This is a genomic window from Vicinamibacterales bacterium (genome assembly GCA_036496585.1).
Taxonomy (GTDB): Bacteria; Acidobacteriota; Vicinamibacteria; order Vicinamibacterales; family 2-12-FULL-66-21; genus JAICSD01.
The window spans coordinates 121,914-136,280 of sequence record DASXLB010000066.1; the positions used below are offsets into that span (position 1 = coordinate 121,914).

Here is a 14,367-nt window from a genome sequence, read left to right on the forward strand (position 1 = left end):
ATGCCTCGTAAGTCCGTCGCGCCGGTCCGCTGCGCGCTCTGCAATGCGAAGGAAGTGTCCGAGCCGCGCGGCGAGGAGAAGTACTGCCGCGACTGCTGGGACAAGAAGATCGCGGTCGAGGACATCGTCGCCCGCGAGTTCGCGCTGAAACGCTACATCCGCGCCCACAGCGCCGAGAAGTACCTCATCTACCATTCGACGCTGAAGCGCCCCTGCGGCCAGTTGATCGTCGTCGACGACGGCTACGATCTGTTCCTGACGATGATGCTCTACCCGACGTTCGCGTGGGAGGAGCCGGCCTATCACCTCGACGGTGATCCGGAGGGCCGCACCTTCGGCGAGATCCTCGTCGACGTCGTCGCCGCCGAGGTGATCGAGCCGTGGGGCGGCGGCAAGTGGCATCTCGAAGTTTTCAGGGCCACCAATCCCGAGCCCGAGGACTGGAACGGCGAGATGTAGAGGCGTATACTCGCGGCGGTTATGGAATGCATGATCCCAGGTCATCCGGGAGGACTTCCGATGAAACGCCTCGCGTTCGCCTTCGCCGCCTTCTTCTCCCTCGCGCTGTCGGCCGGCGCCTTCGCTCAGGCTCCCAAGCCCTCGGCCACCACCGCCAAGAAGGACGCCACGCCCGCCACGAACACCGCCCCGGCCCCGGTATCCCCGGAATTGATGAAGGCGCGCATGAGACCGCCCGTCAAGGGAACAGCCGTGGTCGAATTCATCGCGGGCCCGGTCAAGGTGGTCAGCGGCGAAGTGCAGAGCGTGGTGAAAGTGAAGAACGTCGACACCGCGCCGATCGTCGGCCTGAAGCTGGACGAATACTTCTACGCGGGGTCCAAGGAAATCTCGGCGTGCACGGCGCGCGTGCGCAGCCCGATTGCCGCAGGTGAGATCGTCGACGTGCCGATGAGCTGTCCGAATCCAAAAGAAAAGGCCACCGGCAGCAATTTGATGTTCACCCACAGCGGCGGCGGCGGCAAGGTCAAGCCGACGGCGGTCAAGAAATTCAGCGGCGAGGACACGGCGACGAAAAAGAAGTCGTGACGGCCAACCGCTGGTTGGTCCGCTGGGGAGTCAGGCGCGCACGATAGAATGCGCGTATGACTCCGCTGAGCGATGTCGATCCACGTTATCCCACCGGCAAGCTGACCTTCGACCGCGACGTCACCCCTGAGAAGCGGCGTCCGTGGATCGAATCGATTCGCACCACGCCTGCGAAGTTGCGCGCCGCCGCGACCGGCCTGACCGACACCCAGCTCGACACCCCGTACCGCGAGGGCGGCTGGACGGTCCGTCAGGTCATCCATCACGTGCCCGAGAGCCATGCGAACGCGTTCGTCCGTTTCAAACTGGCGCTCACCGAAGACTCGCCGACGATCAAGCCGTACAGCGAGGACGCCTGGGCGAAACTGCCCGACGTGGCGCGCGCCTCGATCGAAAGTTCATTGAAATTGGTCGAGGCGCTGCACGAGCGGTGGGTGACGCTGCTCGACGTGATGACGGACGCGGACTTCCGCCGGCCGCTGACGCACCCCGAGCGCGGCCAGATCACGCTCGACACGTTGCTGCAGATCTACGCCTGGCACGGGCCCCACCACATCGCCCACGTGGAGCTGGTCCGTCGCCGGACCTGAGAATTCGGTCCCTCAGACCCAGCGCGCCGCGTAGCTCGAGACGATCGGCAGCTGCCAGCGTTCGGCTGCGTGCGCCTTGTATAGACAGAGGGCCCACACGGCGAGCAGGACGATCCACAGGACGTACGCGGCACCGATCATCAGCGAGACAGCCGCGGCGGACCAGAAGAGCGCGGCCAACGCCAGCACGTAACAGACGACGAGGGCCGCCGCCAGGCCGCCGAGGCCTAGGATCGACTGCCAGGCATGGAAACGGACGTCGGCGTGCCGCGTCTCGGCAAACAGCATCAGTGCGCCGGAGAACGGGCCCGCCAAGTAGGCCATCGTGGCCGCCGTTCGCGGGGTCAGCCCCGAAGACGTTGCCGGTTCGTGCCGGGATATCGGTGAGTCGACTGGTCCCACGATAATCTCGAAGGAGCAGGAAGCAACTCACGTACCGCCGCGTTAACGCACCCGGAATTCCACTTCGCGGGTGACGGGGGTCGGCTTGCCAATCGTCGGCGTCGCCTCCAGGTGCAGCACATAGCGGCCCGGGGCGAACGTCGAGAGCGGGATCTTCGTGATCTGACCGTAGCCACCAGAACCCGCCGAGCCGCTCAGCTCTTCGCTGCGGCGCTCGTCCGACGTCGAGAACATGGACTTGCCGTCATCGGAGAGCACGGTCGTCTTGATGACGACGCGATGCGGGGTCGAGGTGCCGAGATTGTCGTAGACCTCCGCGAACACCGTCAGTTCGTCGCCGCGGGAGAATTCGCGCGACGCACTCGGCGGGGCCGGCAGCACGTCCTTCAGGTCATTGCCCGCCGGGTTGGCGGTCGGCACGCGCGCTGATTCTGCCGACGACAGCACCAGGCCGCTCATCGCAATCGGGCCCTTGCTGAAGTCGGGCGCGTCGAGATCGCAGATGACGGTCCCGACGTTCCCGCCGCCTTCCCTGGCGCCGACCCGCACCTGGTACTTGCCGGGGGGCACCTTGAGCACGCGGACGACGCGGAACGGGCTGCGCATCGTGGTGACGTTCGGCTTGAGCACGACGCTGACCGTGTCGTGGGCCCCGTCCCTCACCTTCCCGGCGCCACTCTCGATTGCGTAGAGGGTCACCTCCAGCTCGTTGGCGTAGTGGCCGTCCGGACGCGGCGCGAACTGCATGGTGGTGCCGTCGACTTCGAGCGACAAGGTGATGGCGTCGCGGCCGGGCGCGCCTTTGAAGGGGGCGGCAAACGCGCTGAGGGTGAGGCCGCTGATCGGAATCGGGCTCCCGAGCGCGTCCATCAGCGGCGCCGAGGTGCGTTCGGCCGGCGTCCCCTTCGCGGCGCTCTCCTTCTTGGTGGGAACCGGCGCGATGTAACCGCGGCGCGTCCGCACCTTGAGGCCGGGCCGGTTCACGGTGACCGTCACGTTCCTGAACCGGCCATCGTGCTTGTCGTTGGTCGGGTAATAGCCGATCACGTAGTAGCTGCTGCTGTCTTCGAGGATGCGGCCGAACGCGTCCGCGTAGTCGTTCTGGTTCAGGACCGCGAATCCGCCGGTTTCTTCGGCGATGGTATGCAGACTGTCGTGCTCGAGCCGCATCTCGTCGACGAGCTGCGTTGAATTGATCGACCCGTCGGCCGGCATGCCGCCGATCTCGATGGCGTCTTCCATTCCGCTCGCCAGGCCGCGCGGGTCGACGGTGTAGACGCTGATGTTGCCGCGCGTCGCCGCGGCGATGAACTCGTGCAGCTCGTTCTGCACGTCGGTCGTGTGCGGATTGCTGATGGCGTCGACGAGATCGTAGTTGATGCCTTCGCTGAAGAACACCACCGCCTTGCGCCGGCCGCGCATCCCCGCCATGTAGTCGGCGAGCCCCTTCAGCGTACGGAGCGTGTTGCGCGCGTTGTTGTAGCGCATCATGTCGTTGAAGGACGCATTCATGTTCGACGACGCGCCGGGCGTGTCGCGGTTCATGTAGTAGTCCTGCAGCCGGGCCTGGGTCGAGGATTCCTCCTTGTTGCCGATCGCGCCGTCGATCGCCCGCACCGCCAGCGCGCGGTTGCTGGTGAAGTCCTGCATCGCCTTGCCGTAGCCCGAGGTGTCGACGACCGCGACCATGTCGTTGGCGCCGACGTAGCGCTCGACGAACTGCCGCGCCGCGGCGCGCGCCCGCGGCGTGCGGCTGACGGCGGTGTTCAGGTCGTCGAGCACGATCACGAACACCCGTCCCTCGAACGGCTGCCGGTTCGACACGACGTCGGCCGGGATCGGCTTGTTGGTGTAGAGCGGCGGATCGACGCGTTCGACCGGGATGTCGACCATCGAAAAGGCGGTCAGCGTCTGCGGCACGCCTGCTTCCACGACCTTGAAGTCGTCGCGGGTCAGACCGCGGACGAAGTGCCCCTGCGCGTCGGTGACGCTCGCGTCGACCTCGACGTAGTTGACCTCGACCTTGAACGTGATCGACGGCTGGGGCGTTTGTGACTGCGGCGGCGGCGCGGCCTGGAGCAGGGTCGCCGCCAGAGCGAACGTGGTGGTAAATCGCATAGGTACTTCAGGGCAGGCGCGGCACTCTCATTATAGCGAGCGGCATCGTCGCCGGGTCCGAAGCGCTGCCGGCCGCGCCGAAGTGTGAAAAAAGCATGTTCGCGACCCCGAAGGCGGTCAACGCCCTGGCTGCCGAGCCGGCCGGCCGGCCCGGCATCCGTCCCTGCCGTCCGGTTCCCCGGGCTTAACGTCTATACTCACACGATGTCGCTGTCGATTCCGGCTGTCCAACGCGCCCTCCAGGAAGACGGGCTCGACGGCTGGCTCCTCTACGATTTTCACGGTTCGAATCCGATTGCCCGCCGCCTGGCCGGCCTCGACGGCACCGGCAAGATGACGACACGGCGTTGGTACTACCTGATTCCGGCGAGCGGCGAACCGCGCAAGTTGATGCACGCGATCGAGCCGTTCAACCTCGACCACCTCCCCGGGAACAAGACGATCTACTCGCAGCGCGAAACGCTGACGGCGGGGTTGACGCGCGTGCTCGCCGGCATGCCGCGGATCGCGATGGAGTACTCGCCGAACAACGCCATCCCCTACATTTCGCGCGTCGACGCGGGCACGGTCGAGGCCGTGCGCGCCATCGGCACCGAGGTGGTCTCGTCGGGCGATCTCGTGCAGCGCTTCGAGGCGGTGTGGTCCGGCGACGCCCTGCGCACGCATCGCGCCGCGTCCGACGCGCTCTACCGGATCAAGGACCGCGCGTTTGCGCTCGTCCGGGACGCCGGCCGCGCCGGCCGCGCCATCACGGAGATGGACGTGCAGCGCGCCATGGTCGGCTGGTTCGAGGAGGAAGGGCTCTTCGCCGACGCGCCGCCGGTCGTCGCCGCGCAGGAAAACGCCGGCAACCCGCACTACATGCCGACCGACGCAAAGCACCGCTCCATCGGCCGCGGCGAGATCGTCCTGCTCGACCTCTGGGGCAAGCTGCGATCCGCCGGTTCGGTGTATGCGGACATCACCTGGGTGGGGTTCACCGGCGGCGCGGTGCCGGACGCCTACGTCAAGGCCTTCAACGCGGCACGCGACGGACGCGACGCCGCCATCGCGCTGGTCAAGGCGCGGGCCGCCGAGGGGCGCGAGATCCGCGGCTTCGAGGTCGACCGCGCCTGCCGCGACGTGATCGAGCGGGCCGGCTACGGGGCCCAGTTCATTCACCGCACCGGCCACAGCCTCGGCACCGAGGTCCACGGCAACGGCGTGCACATGGACGACTACGAGACGCACGACGAGCGGCGCCTGATCCCCGGCACCGGGTTTACCATTGAACCTGGCGTCTATACCCAGGACTTCGGTGTCCGGACCGAGATCAACATGTATGTCGGCGATCGCGAGGCTACGGTCACCGGCCCGCCGCAGACGGAATTCGTGCTCCTGTAACCTGTTCGGAATGGTCGTTGGGAATTGGGAGTGGGGAGTTCTCTAATGTCGACTGGAAAGACCTCGGCCTTTTATATCGTCCTGACCGCCGTCGCCGGCATGGCGGTCGGCGTCGTCATCACCGCGCGGCTCGATTTGACCCCCACGTCGTCGGCGCAGACGATGGCGGTGCCGCCGGTCAACAGCGCGCCGCTGACGGGCGCCATCGACGCAACGACCTTCCGCACGATCGCGAAAGTGAACGCGCCGGCGGTCGTCAACATCCAGACCGAGGTGCGGCAGCGCGGCCGCGACCTGACCGAATACTTCGGCAGCGGCGGCGATGACCTGCTGCGCCGCTTCTTCGGCGGCGACGACCAGGGAAACCAGGGAAACCAGGGGAACCAGGCGCCGCCGCGACGCAACCGCGGCGGGCAGGGCAGCCAGGGCGGTCAAGGGAACCAGGGCGGCCGTCAGCAGCAGGAGCCCGTGCTCGAAGGGGCGGGCACCGGCTTCATCATCGACAAGGCCGGGTTCATCCTGACCAACAACCACGTGATCGACGGAGCCGAGACGATCCGGGTCAGCCTCTACGGCGCGGAACGGCTCGAATCCTATGCGGCGAAGGTGGTCGGCCACGACACGCTGAGCGACAGCGCGCTGATCCAGCTCACCGAGATGCCGCCGCAGCCGCTGACCGAGGTGAAGCTCGGCGATTCCGACCAGATGCAGCCGGGCGACTGGGTGATGGCGATCGGCAATCCGTTCCGCCTCGGCCACAGCGTCAGCGTCGGCGTGATCAGCGCGCTCGGCCGTCCGTTCGGCGGCGTGCCCGGCCGCGAACAGAACATGCTGCAGACCGACGCCGCGATCAACCCCGGCAACTCGGGCGGCCCGCTGCTCAACGTGCGCGGCGAAGTCGTCGGCATGAACACCGCGATCTACACGGACCAGCGCTCGGCCAACATCGGCATCGGCTTCGCCACGCCGATGAACACGATCCGCGACCTGCTGCCGCAACTGCGCAACGGCAAGGTCGTCCGCGGCGTCATCGGGGTCACCGTGTCGAAGGATCACCTCACGCCCGAGACGGCGAAGGCGTTCGGGCTACCTAACGCCAGCGGCGCGCTCATCGCCACCGTCAACCCCAACGGTCCTGCCGACAAGGCCGGCCTCGAGCCCGGCGACGTCGTCATCGACTTCAACGGCAAGCCGGTCAAGGACAGCGATTCGCTGGTGGCGATGGTGGTCAACACCAAGCCGGGCACCCCGGTGCCGCTCACGCTCTTCCGCAACAACCAGCGCAAGAACCTGAGCGTCACCATCGACGAGCTCGATCTCGATGCCGAGCAGTCGCGCGGTGCGCGGCGCGGCAGCACGCCCGAACAGCCGCAGCCGGAAGCCACGACCACCGGATTCGGCATGACGCTCGACGCCATCACGCCCGACGTGGCGCGCCGTCTCGATCTCCCCGGCAACACCGGCGGCGCGATCGTGACCGACGTCGATCACAACAGCGCCGCCGACAAGGCGGGCATCGCCCCGGGTGACGTCATCCTCGAGGTGAACCGCCACAAGGTGTCGAACACCAGCCAGGTGACGCGCGAACTGCAGACCGTGCAGCCGGGCCAGCCGGCGTTCCTCCTGGTCTGGCGCGACGGCAGCAGCGTGTTCGTGACGATGACGAAACGCTAGGATGTGGATGGGGGTTGGCGATTGATGAATCCTTCGTCTTCAGTCGCCGATCGCCGTCTTCCAGCCTCTGCCTGGATCGGCCTCGCGGTCATCGTGATCTCCGAGGCGGGCGTGCTCGCCCGACTCGAGCCGTTCTGGTCGTGGCACACGCCCCTCGCCTGGACGGGCTACATCGTCTTCGTCGACGGCGTGATCTGGCTGGTACGGGGCGAGTCTCCGATCCGCAACGATCGCGCCGAGATGGCCTTCATGGCGATCGCCGGCATTCCGCTGTGGATCGTCTTCGAGCTGTTCAACAAGTACACGCTGCACAACTGGCACTACGTCGGCCTCCCCGATCTGCTGCTGGTGCGTTACGTCGGCTACGCGTGGGCCTTCGCCACGATCCTGCCGGCCATCTTCGAAACGGCGGAGCTCGTGGGCGCGCTGCGCGACCGTCGGGCGCCGGCGTTCCGGCGCGCCGTCCCGCCGAAGGTGCCGATCAATCTGGCCGGCTGGCTCAGCATCGCGGCCGGCGCCGCGATGTTGCTGTGGCCGATCGTGCATCCCTCGCCGTGGCTGGCGGCGCCGGTCTGGCTCGGATTCATCTTCCTGCTCGATCCGATCAACGCCCACGCCGGAGCCGAGTCGCTGCGGGGCGACTTCGCGGCCCGGCACTTTGGGCGGCTGGTCAACCTGCTCTGGGGCGGCCTGGCGTGCGGGCTCGTCTGGGAGTGCTGGAACTACTGGGCGCGGACCAAGTGGATCTACACGGTTCCGGTGCCGCCGCACGTCAAGCTGTTCGAGATGCCGCTGGCCGGCTATCTCGGCTTTCCGGCTTTCGCGGTCGAATGTTTCGTGATGTACGTTTTCGTGCGGCACGTCATCTGGCGTGGAGCGTCGCGGCCGATCGCACTATAATCCGCGGCGGCCACGGGGAGGGCACATGGGGACGACGACGCTCGAGCGCGAAGTGAAGCTGAGGTTCGACACGGTCGAGCAGGCGCACGAGGCCGTCGAGGCGGCCGGCGCCACCCCGCTGCTCGGGCGGCGCCTGCAGGAAGACGCGCTCCTCGACGACGAGCACGAGTCGCTGCGCCGGCGTGGGTGTGCGCTGCGCATCCGCTGCGAGAACGGCAAGAGCCGCATCACCTTCAAGGGCCCGATCCAGCCCTCGACCATGAAGCTGCGCGACGAATTCGAAACTGTCGTCGGCGACGGCCAGATGCTGCTGCGAATCTTCGAGGATCTCGGCTATCACGTCTGGTTCCGCTACGAGAAGTACCGCGAGGAATTCGCGCACGAGGACGTCATCGTCGCGATCGACGAGACGCCGGTCGGGGTGTTCGTCGAGATCGAAGGCGGCGAACACGGGATCGCGGCGATGGCCGAGCGGCTCGGCCGCACGCCGGAGGAATACGTGCTCGACTCGTATCGCGGACTGTTCCTGCAGCTCCGCGACGAAAAGGGGCTCGCCGGATCCGACATGGTGTTTTCGACGGATTGAAATGCGCGCGCTGGTGCTGACGGCGGGGTTGGGCACGCGGCTCGAGCCCCTGACGCTGGCGCGTGCGAAGGCCGCCGCTCCCGTCGACGGCGATCCGATCGCGCGCCGGACCATTCGGTGGCTGGTCTCGCACGGCATCAGCGAGATTGTCCTCAACCTGCATCACCGGCCCGACTCGATTGCCGCGGCCGTCGGGGACGGCGCCGATCTTGGCGCGCGGGTTCGATACTCGTGGGAGTCGCCGGTACTGGGCTCGGCGGGTGGACCGCGGCACGCGCTGCCGCTGCTGACCGATCGCGCGAGCGCGCCGGGACGGGACGCCGCCGCCGAGCCCGAAGACGCCTTCGTGCTCGTCAACGGCGACACACTCACCGACGTCGATCTCGTGTCGATGATCCGCGCCCATCGCGACCGCGGCGCGCTCGTTTCGATGGCGCTCGTGCGGAATCCGCGCCCCGACAAGTACGGAGGGGTGCTGCTCGACGAACGCGGCGCGATCACCGGTTTCACGCGGCGCGGCTCGCCGGGGCCGTCGTTCCATTTCATCGGACCGCAGGTCGTGCAGGCATCGGTCTTCGCGGACCTGCCCGACGGGGTCCCGTCGGAATCGGTGCTCGAGGTCTATCCCCGCCTGATGCGCGAGCGGCCGGGCTCGGTGGCCGGTTTCGTGGGCGACTGGAGCTTCCGCGATATCGGCACTCCGGCGGATCTGCTCGCGACCTCGCTCGCACTGGCGGCGGCTGATGGACGACCCGACCGCCCGCGGTGGGGCCGTGACGTGCGCGTCGATCCGTCGGCGCAGATCACGCGTTCGGTCCTCTGGGACGACGTGGTCGTCGGGGCCGGAGCCGCGCTCCGCGACTGTGTCGTCGCCGACCACGTCGTCATCCCGCCGGGCGCACGGTACTCGAACTCGGCCATCGTCGCCGGCCCGTCCGGCTTGGTCGTCGCGGCGCTGTAGCTGACTGCGGCGCACGTTAGGATAGGTTCGTGGAGAAGAGCCACCCCGACGACACGCGCGAGCGAATCCAGCGTTACTTCGACCGCAGCGCGCTGAGCGCCAGGCAGCCGCGGGTGGTGCCGTTGACGCCCGACGCGTCCGATCGGCGCTACTTCCGCGTGCTGCTGCCCGACGCTCCCTCGATCGTGCTGTCGTTGTACGGCGCGGCATTCGACGTCCAGGCGCTCCCGTTCGTCAACGTCGCGACGCTGCTCGCGAAGATGCCGGTACCAATCCCCACCGTCCTCGGGCACGCCGACGATCTGGGCGTCCTGGCGCTGCAGGATCTCGGCGACGTCACGCTGCAGGCGCACCTCGGCGCCTCGAGCCCGGCCCAGCACGCGGCGCTCTATCGGCAGGCCGTCGCCCTCATCGCCACGCTGCAGAAGCGCGGCGGCGAACTCGCCTCGCCCGAGTACTTGCCATACGGCATCTCCTTCGACGTCGACAAGCTGACCTGGGAGCTGGAGTTCTTCACCAAGCACTTTCTCGAGGCTTATCGCGGCGTGACGCTCGCCGAGGGCGAACGGGCCGCCCTGCGCGGCGAGTTCGCCGCCATCGTCCGCGAGCTCGCCGACGAGCCGCGCGTGCTCTGCCATCGCGACTACCACAGCCGCAACCTGATGCTGTTCGACGGACAGCTGTACATGATCGACTTCCAGGACGCGCGCCTGGGGCCCGACACCTACGATCTGGTTTCGCTGCTGCGCGACTCCTACGTCGATCTGACGGACCAGACGGTCGAGGAGCTGGTGGCCTATTTCCTGGCGCTCAAGGGCACCCCCGACGATCCGGACTTCCGCCGCCGGTTCGACGTCATGGCGCTGCAGCGGAACCTCAAGGCGCTCGGCACCTTCGGCTATCAGACGACGGCGCGCCGCAACCCCGTGTATATCCAGTACATTCCGCGCACGCTGCGCTACGTCCGCCGCAACCTCGCGCAGCCCCGCTTCACGCGGCTGCGCGAGCTGCTGGCGGCGCACGTCGAGGAATTCCGATAGCCGACGCGAAGCGGGGTAACATGGGAGGTTCCCCAGCATGCGGTTCGGCATCTCGACGCACCTCTTTCACGATCAGCGGCTCGCTCGCGAGCATCTCGCCCAGATCGCCGCCCACGGGTTCGAGACGGTCGAGGTCTTCGCGACGCGCAGCCACTTCGACTACCACGACGCGGACGCGATTGCCGAGCTCGGGACGTGGCTGAAGGACACGGGGCTGGCGCTGCACGGCATTCACGCGCCGATCACCGACAGGATGCTGCCGGGCGACCAGTGGGGACAGGTCATGTCCACGGCGGTCACCGACAACGCCAGGCGCCAGGCGGCGGTGGCGGAAGCCGCGGCGGCGTTGAACATCGCCAGGACGATTCCCTGCGACGTGTTCGTCGTCCATCTCGGCACGCCCGTCGCCCGCGGAGGCGAGAACAGCCGCGCCGCGGCGTCCCGCAGTGCCGAGGAGATCTGTCGGCTGGCCGAGTCCGTCGACGTGCGGGTCGCGTTCGAGATCATCCCGAACCCGCTTTCGGATGCGCCGACGCTGACCGCGCTGCTCGAGCAGGAACTGGAGGCCGCCCGCGCCGGCATCTGTTTCGACTTCGGCCACGCGTTCCTGATGGGCGACGTCGCCGATGCGATCGAAACCGTCGCCGAACATCTGGTCGCCACGCATGTCCACGACAACGCGGGCAAGCGGGACGATCACCTCGTCCCGTTCGACGGCCGCATCGACTGGGACGTCGCGCTGATGACGCTGCAGAAGGTGGGCTACGACGGGACCTGTCTGATGGAGCTGGCGAACACCGGATCGCCCGATGCTGTGCTGCGCAAGGCGGTGCAGGCGCGCGCCCGCTTCGAGAAACTGCTGGCTTACTGAGATGACACAGCCCACCTACATCGAAGACATCGCGGCGCATGAGGGTCAGGCGGTCCGCCTGCGCGGCTGGCTCCACAACCGGCGATCGAGCGGCAAGATCCACTTCCTGACGCTGCGCGACGGCACCGGGTTCATCCAGTGCGTCATGTCGAAGAAGGCGGTCGGCGACGCCATGTTCACGCAGGCCGACCATCTCGCCCAGGAAAGCGCGATCATCGTCGAAGGCGCGGCGCGTGCGGATGCGCGCGCACCGGGCGGCTTCGAGATCGACGTGACGGCGCTCGAGGTCGTCTCCGAGGCGAAGGACTTCCCGATCACGCCGAAAGAGCACGGCGTCGACTTTCTGATGGATCGGCGTCATCTGTGGATCCGCTCGCCGCGGCAGCAGGCCATTCTCCGCGTCCGGCACGAGGTGATCAACGCCGTCCGCGATTTCTTCAACAGCCGCGGTTTCATCCTTGCCGATACGCCGATCTTCACGCCGGCGGCCTGCGAGGGCACGACCACGCTCTTCCCGGTGCAGTACTTCGAGGACACGACGGCCTACCTGACGCAGAGCGGACAGCTCTACAACGAAGCCAACGCGATGGCGCTCGGCCGCGTCTACGCATTCGGACCGACCTTCCGCGCCGAAAAGTCGAAGACGCGGCGCCATCTCACCGAGTTCTGGATGGTCGAACCCGAGATGGCCTACGCGACGCTCGACGACGTCATGGCGCTCGCCGAGGGGCTGGTCGTCTACGTGGTCGGCCGGGCGCTCGACAAGCGCCGACACGAGCTGAAGGTGCTCGAGCGCGACACCTCGAAGCTCGAGCGGGTGCAGTCGCCGTTTCCGCGCGTCTCCTACGACGAGGCGGTCGAGGCGCTGAAGAAGAAGGGGCTGCCCTTCGAGTGGGGCGGCGACTTCGGCGCGCCCGACGAGACCGCGCTCTCGGAGGATTTCGACCGCCCGATCTGCGTCCATCGCTATCCTGCCGCCGTCAAGGCGTTCTACATGAAGCCCGATCCGGCGCGGCCCGAGCTGGCGCTCGGCGTCGACGTCCTCGCCCCGGAAGGGTACGGCGAAATCATCGGCGGCGGCGAGCGCGCCACCGACTTCGACTTCCTCGTCGAGCAGATCAAGAAGCACGATCTGCCGCAGGAGGCGTTCGAGTGGTATCTCGACCTGCGCCGTTATGGCTCGGTGCCGCACGGCGGCTTCGGCATGGGCATCGAGCGGGTGGTGTCGTGGATCTGCGGACTGGAACACCTGCGCGAGGCGATTCCCTATCCGCGGATGCTCTATCGGATGTATCCCTAGGATGCGCACATGAAAGTCGGATTCGTCTCCCTCGGTTGCCCCAAGAATCTCGTCGACGGCGAGGTGATGCTGGGCCTGGCGCAACAGGCCGGCCACGAAATCACCCCCGACGCGCGAGAGGCCGACGTGCTCGTCGTCAACACCTGCGCCTTCATCGACAACGCCAAACAGGAGTCGATCGACGCCATTCTCGAAATGGCGCAGATGAAGCGCGACGGCAAGGCCTCGCGTCTCGTCGTCACCGGCTGCCTTGCGGAGCGCTATCGCGAGGAACTGCGCAAGGAGATCCCAGAGATCGACGCGCTGCTGGGGACCGGCGAGCTGCCCGGCATCGTCGAAGCGGTGAGCCCGTTGGGCGATACGTCGAGAGCCCCCGCCGCCGACACCCGGCCCCTGACGTTCCACAAGAAACGTGGCACATCGGCCATCGGCCATCGGCCATCGACGTCAGCGAAGCCGCCGGCGCCGACCTACCTCTACGGCGCCGATACACCGCGCCTGCAGACGACGCCGCGCCACTTCGCGTACGTGAAGGTCGCCGAGGGCTGCGACTACACGTGCGCGTTCTGCATCATCCCGACGCTGCGCGGCAGCTACCGCAGCCGCACGCCCGACTCGATCGTCGCCGAGGCGCGTCGGCTGGCGGAGCGCGGCGTCAGGGAACTGCTGCTCATCTCGCAGGACACCACGTTCTACGGCATCGACCGCCACGAACGCGGCGCGCTCGCGACGCTGCTGCGTGAGCTGAACGCGATCGACGGCCTGCGCTGGATCCGCCTGCTCTACCTCTATCCCACGACCATCACCGACGACGTGCTCGCGGCTATGGCGGACTGCGAGAAGGTGTGCCGTTACGTCGACCTGCCACTGCAGCACGCGTCGGCAGAGGTGCTCCGGCGGATGCGCCGGCCTGGCAACCGCAAGACCTACGACGCGCTGCTGGCGCGGATCCGCGAGCGGGTTCCCGGCGTCACACTCAGGACGACGTTCATCGTCGGATTCCCCGGCGAGACCGAGGCCGAATTCGCGGAGCTCGAGGCGTTCGTCGCAGACACGCGGTTCGACCACCTGGGCGTGTTCACCTACTCACACGAGGAAGGCACGCGCGCCCACGCCGTGGCCGACGACGTCCCGGCGGCCGTCAAGCGGCAGCGGCGGGACGCGATCATGACGCGTCAACAGCGGATCGTGGCCAGCCGTCAGGAGGCGCTCATCGGTACCGACGTCCACGTGCTGATCGACGGACCGTCGCCGGAGCACGAGCTCGTGACGCAGGGTCGGCTCGAAGGCCAGGCCCCCGACATCGACCCGGTCGTGTACCTGACCGAGTGCGATCCGACGGCGTATGCGGGCGGGGACCTCGTCCGGGCGCGGGTCGTGGGCGCGCGGGGGTATGATCTCGTGGTCGCGCCGGTCGAGGTGGGAGCGACCAGGCGTTCTCCCGGCTGAGATTCGAATCGGGAAAGGCAAAGATACGGTATACTGTAAGGCGCTA

General features: G+C 67.5%; 14 protein-coding genes. 12 read left to right on the forward strand and 2 right to left on the reverse strand.

The annotated features are described in order from the left end of the window. The 3 genes from VGI12_19270 to VGI12_19280 are packed head-to-tail and all read left to right on the forward strand — an operon-like array spanning position 1 to position 1,637. Complete coding sequence (locus VGI12_19270) at positions 1-459, forward strand: hypothetical protein (GenBank protein ID HEY2434822.1); 459 nt, start codon at positions 1-3, stop codon at positions 457-459. A 60-nt stretch (positions 460-519) separates the two neighbouring features. Continuing rightward, positions 520-1,047 carry a hypothetical protein gene (locus tag VGI12_19275; protein HEY2434823.1) on the forward strand — a complete coding sequence of 176 codons (528 nt, stop codon included), beginning with the start codon at positions 520-522 and terminating at the stop codon, positions 1,045-1,047. A 56-nt stretch (positions 1,048-1,103) separates the two neighbouring features. Then, positions 1,104-1,637, forward strand: a complete 534-nt coding sequence (locus tag VGI12_19280) for a putative metal-dependent hydrolase (protein ID HEY2434824.1) — start codon at positions 1,104-1,106, stop codon at positions 1,635-1,637. 12 nt (positions 1,638-1,649) lie between these two features. On the opposite strand, the gene VGI12_19285 is transcribed toward VGI12_19280, so the two are convergent. Both VGI12_19285 and VGI12_19290 read right to left on the reverse strand, forming a co-directional pair. Then, the gene (locus tag VGI12_19285) at positions 1,650-1,961 is read right to left on the reverse strand and encodes a hypothetical protein (protein HEY2434825.1); all 312 of its coding nucleotides are present in this window, start codon (positions 1,959-1,961) and stop codon (positions 1,650-1,652) included. Positions 1,962-2,081: 120 nt separating this feature from the next. Then, positions 2,082-4,157 (reverse strand): VWA domain-containing protein, encoded by a 2,076-nt coding sequence (locus tag VGI12_19290; protein HEY2434826.1) that lies wholly within the window; start codon positions 4,155-4,157, stop codon positions 2,082-2,084. Positions 4,158-4,361: 204 nt separating this feature from the next. On the opposite strand from VGI12_19290, the gene VGI12_19295 reads away from it, so the two are divergent. From VGI12_19295 to rimO, 9 genes are read left to right on the forward strand one after another with little or no spacing between them, the layout of a single operon-like run. Continuing rightward, entirely contained in the window at positions 4,362-5,540 is a 1,179-nt protein-coding gene (locus VGI12_19295) for a M24 family metallopeptidase (protein HEY2434827.1), read from the forward strand. A gap of 45 nt (positions 5,541-5,585) precedes the next feature. Continuing rightward, entirely contained in the window at positions 5,586-7,214 is a 1,629-nt protein-coding gene (locus VGI12_19300; GenBank protein HEY2434828.1) for a trypsin-like peptidase domain-containing protein, read from the forward strand. 24 nt (positions 7,215-7,238) lie between these two features. Continuing rightward, the gene (locus tag VGI12_19305; protein ID HEY2434829.1) at positions 7,239-8,114 is read left to right on the forward strand and encodes a hypothetical protein; all 876 of its coding nucleotides are present in this window, start codon (positions 7,239-7,241) and stop codon (positions 8,112-8,114) included. A 25-nt stretch (positions 8,115-8,139) separates the two neighbouring features. Beyond that, a complete protein-coding gene (locus VGI12_19310) occupies positions 8,140-8,700 on the forward strand; it encodes a class IV adenylate cyclase (GenBank protein ID HEY2434830.1) in 561 nt (186 codons plus the stop codon). Between the two features lies 1 nt (position 8,701). Beyond that, complete coding sequence (locus VGI12_19315; GenBank protein ID HEY2434831.1) at positions 8,702-9,661, forward strand: NDP-sugar synthase; 960 nt, start codon at positions 8,702-8,704, stop codon at positions 9,659-9,661. 29 nt (positions 9,662-9,690) lie between these two features. Next, positions 9,691-10,701 carry a phosphotransferase gene (locus VGI12_19320; protein ID HEY2434832.1) on the forward strand — a complete coding sequence of 337 codons (1,011 nt, stop codon included), beginning with the start codon at positions 9,691-9,693 and terminating at the stop codon, positions 10,699-10,701. A 37-nt stretch (positions 10,702-10,738) separates the two neighbouring features. Further along, on the forward strand, positions 10,739-11,572 hold the full coding sequence (locus VGI12_19325; protein ID HEY2434833.1) for a sugar phosphate isomerase/epimerase: 834 nt from the start codon (positions 10,739-10,741) through the stop codon (positions 11,570-11,572). A 1-nt stretch (position 11,573) separates the two neighbouring features. Beyond that, complete coding sequence (gene asnS / locus VGI12_19330; GenBank protein ID HEY2434834.1) at positions 11,574-12,872, forward strand: asparagine--tRNA ligase; 1,299 nt, start codon at positions 11,574-11,576, stop codon at positions 12,870-12,872. 9 nt (positions 12,873-12,881) lie between these two features. Beyond that, positions 12,882-14,321 carry a 30S ribosomal protein S12 methylthiotransferase RimO gene (rimO, locus tag VGI12_19335; protein ID HEY2434835.1) on the forward strand — a complete coding sequence of 480 codons (1,440 nt, stop codon included), beginning with the start codon at positions 12,882-12,884 and terminating at the stop codon, positions 14,319-14,321. The last annotated feature ends 46 nt before the right edge of the window (positions 14,322-14,367 follow it).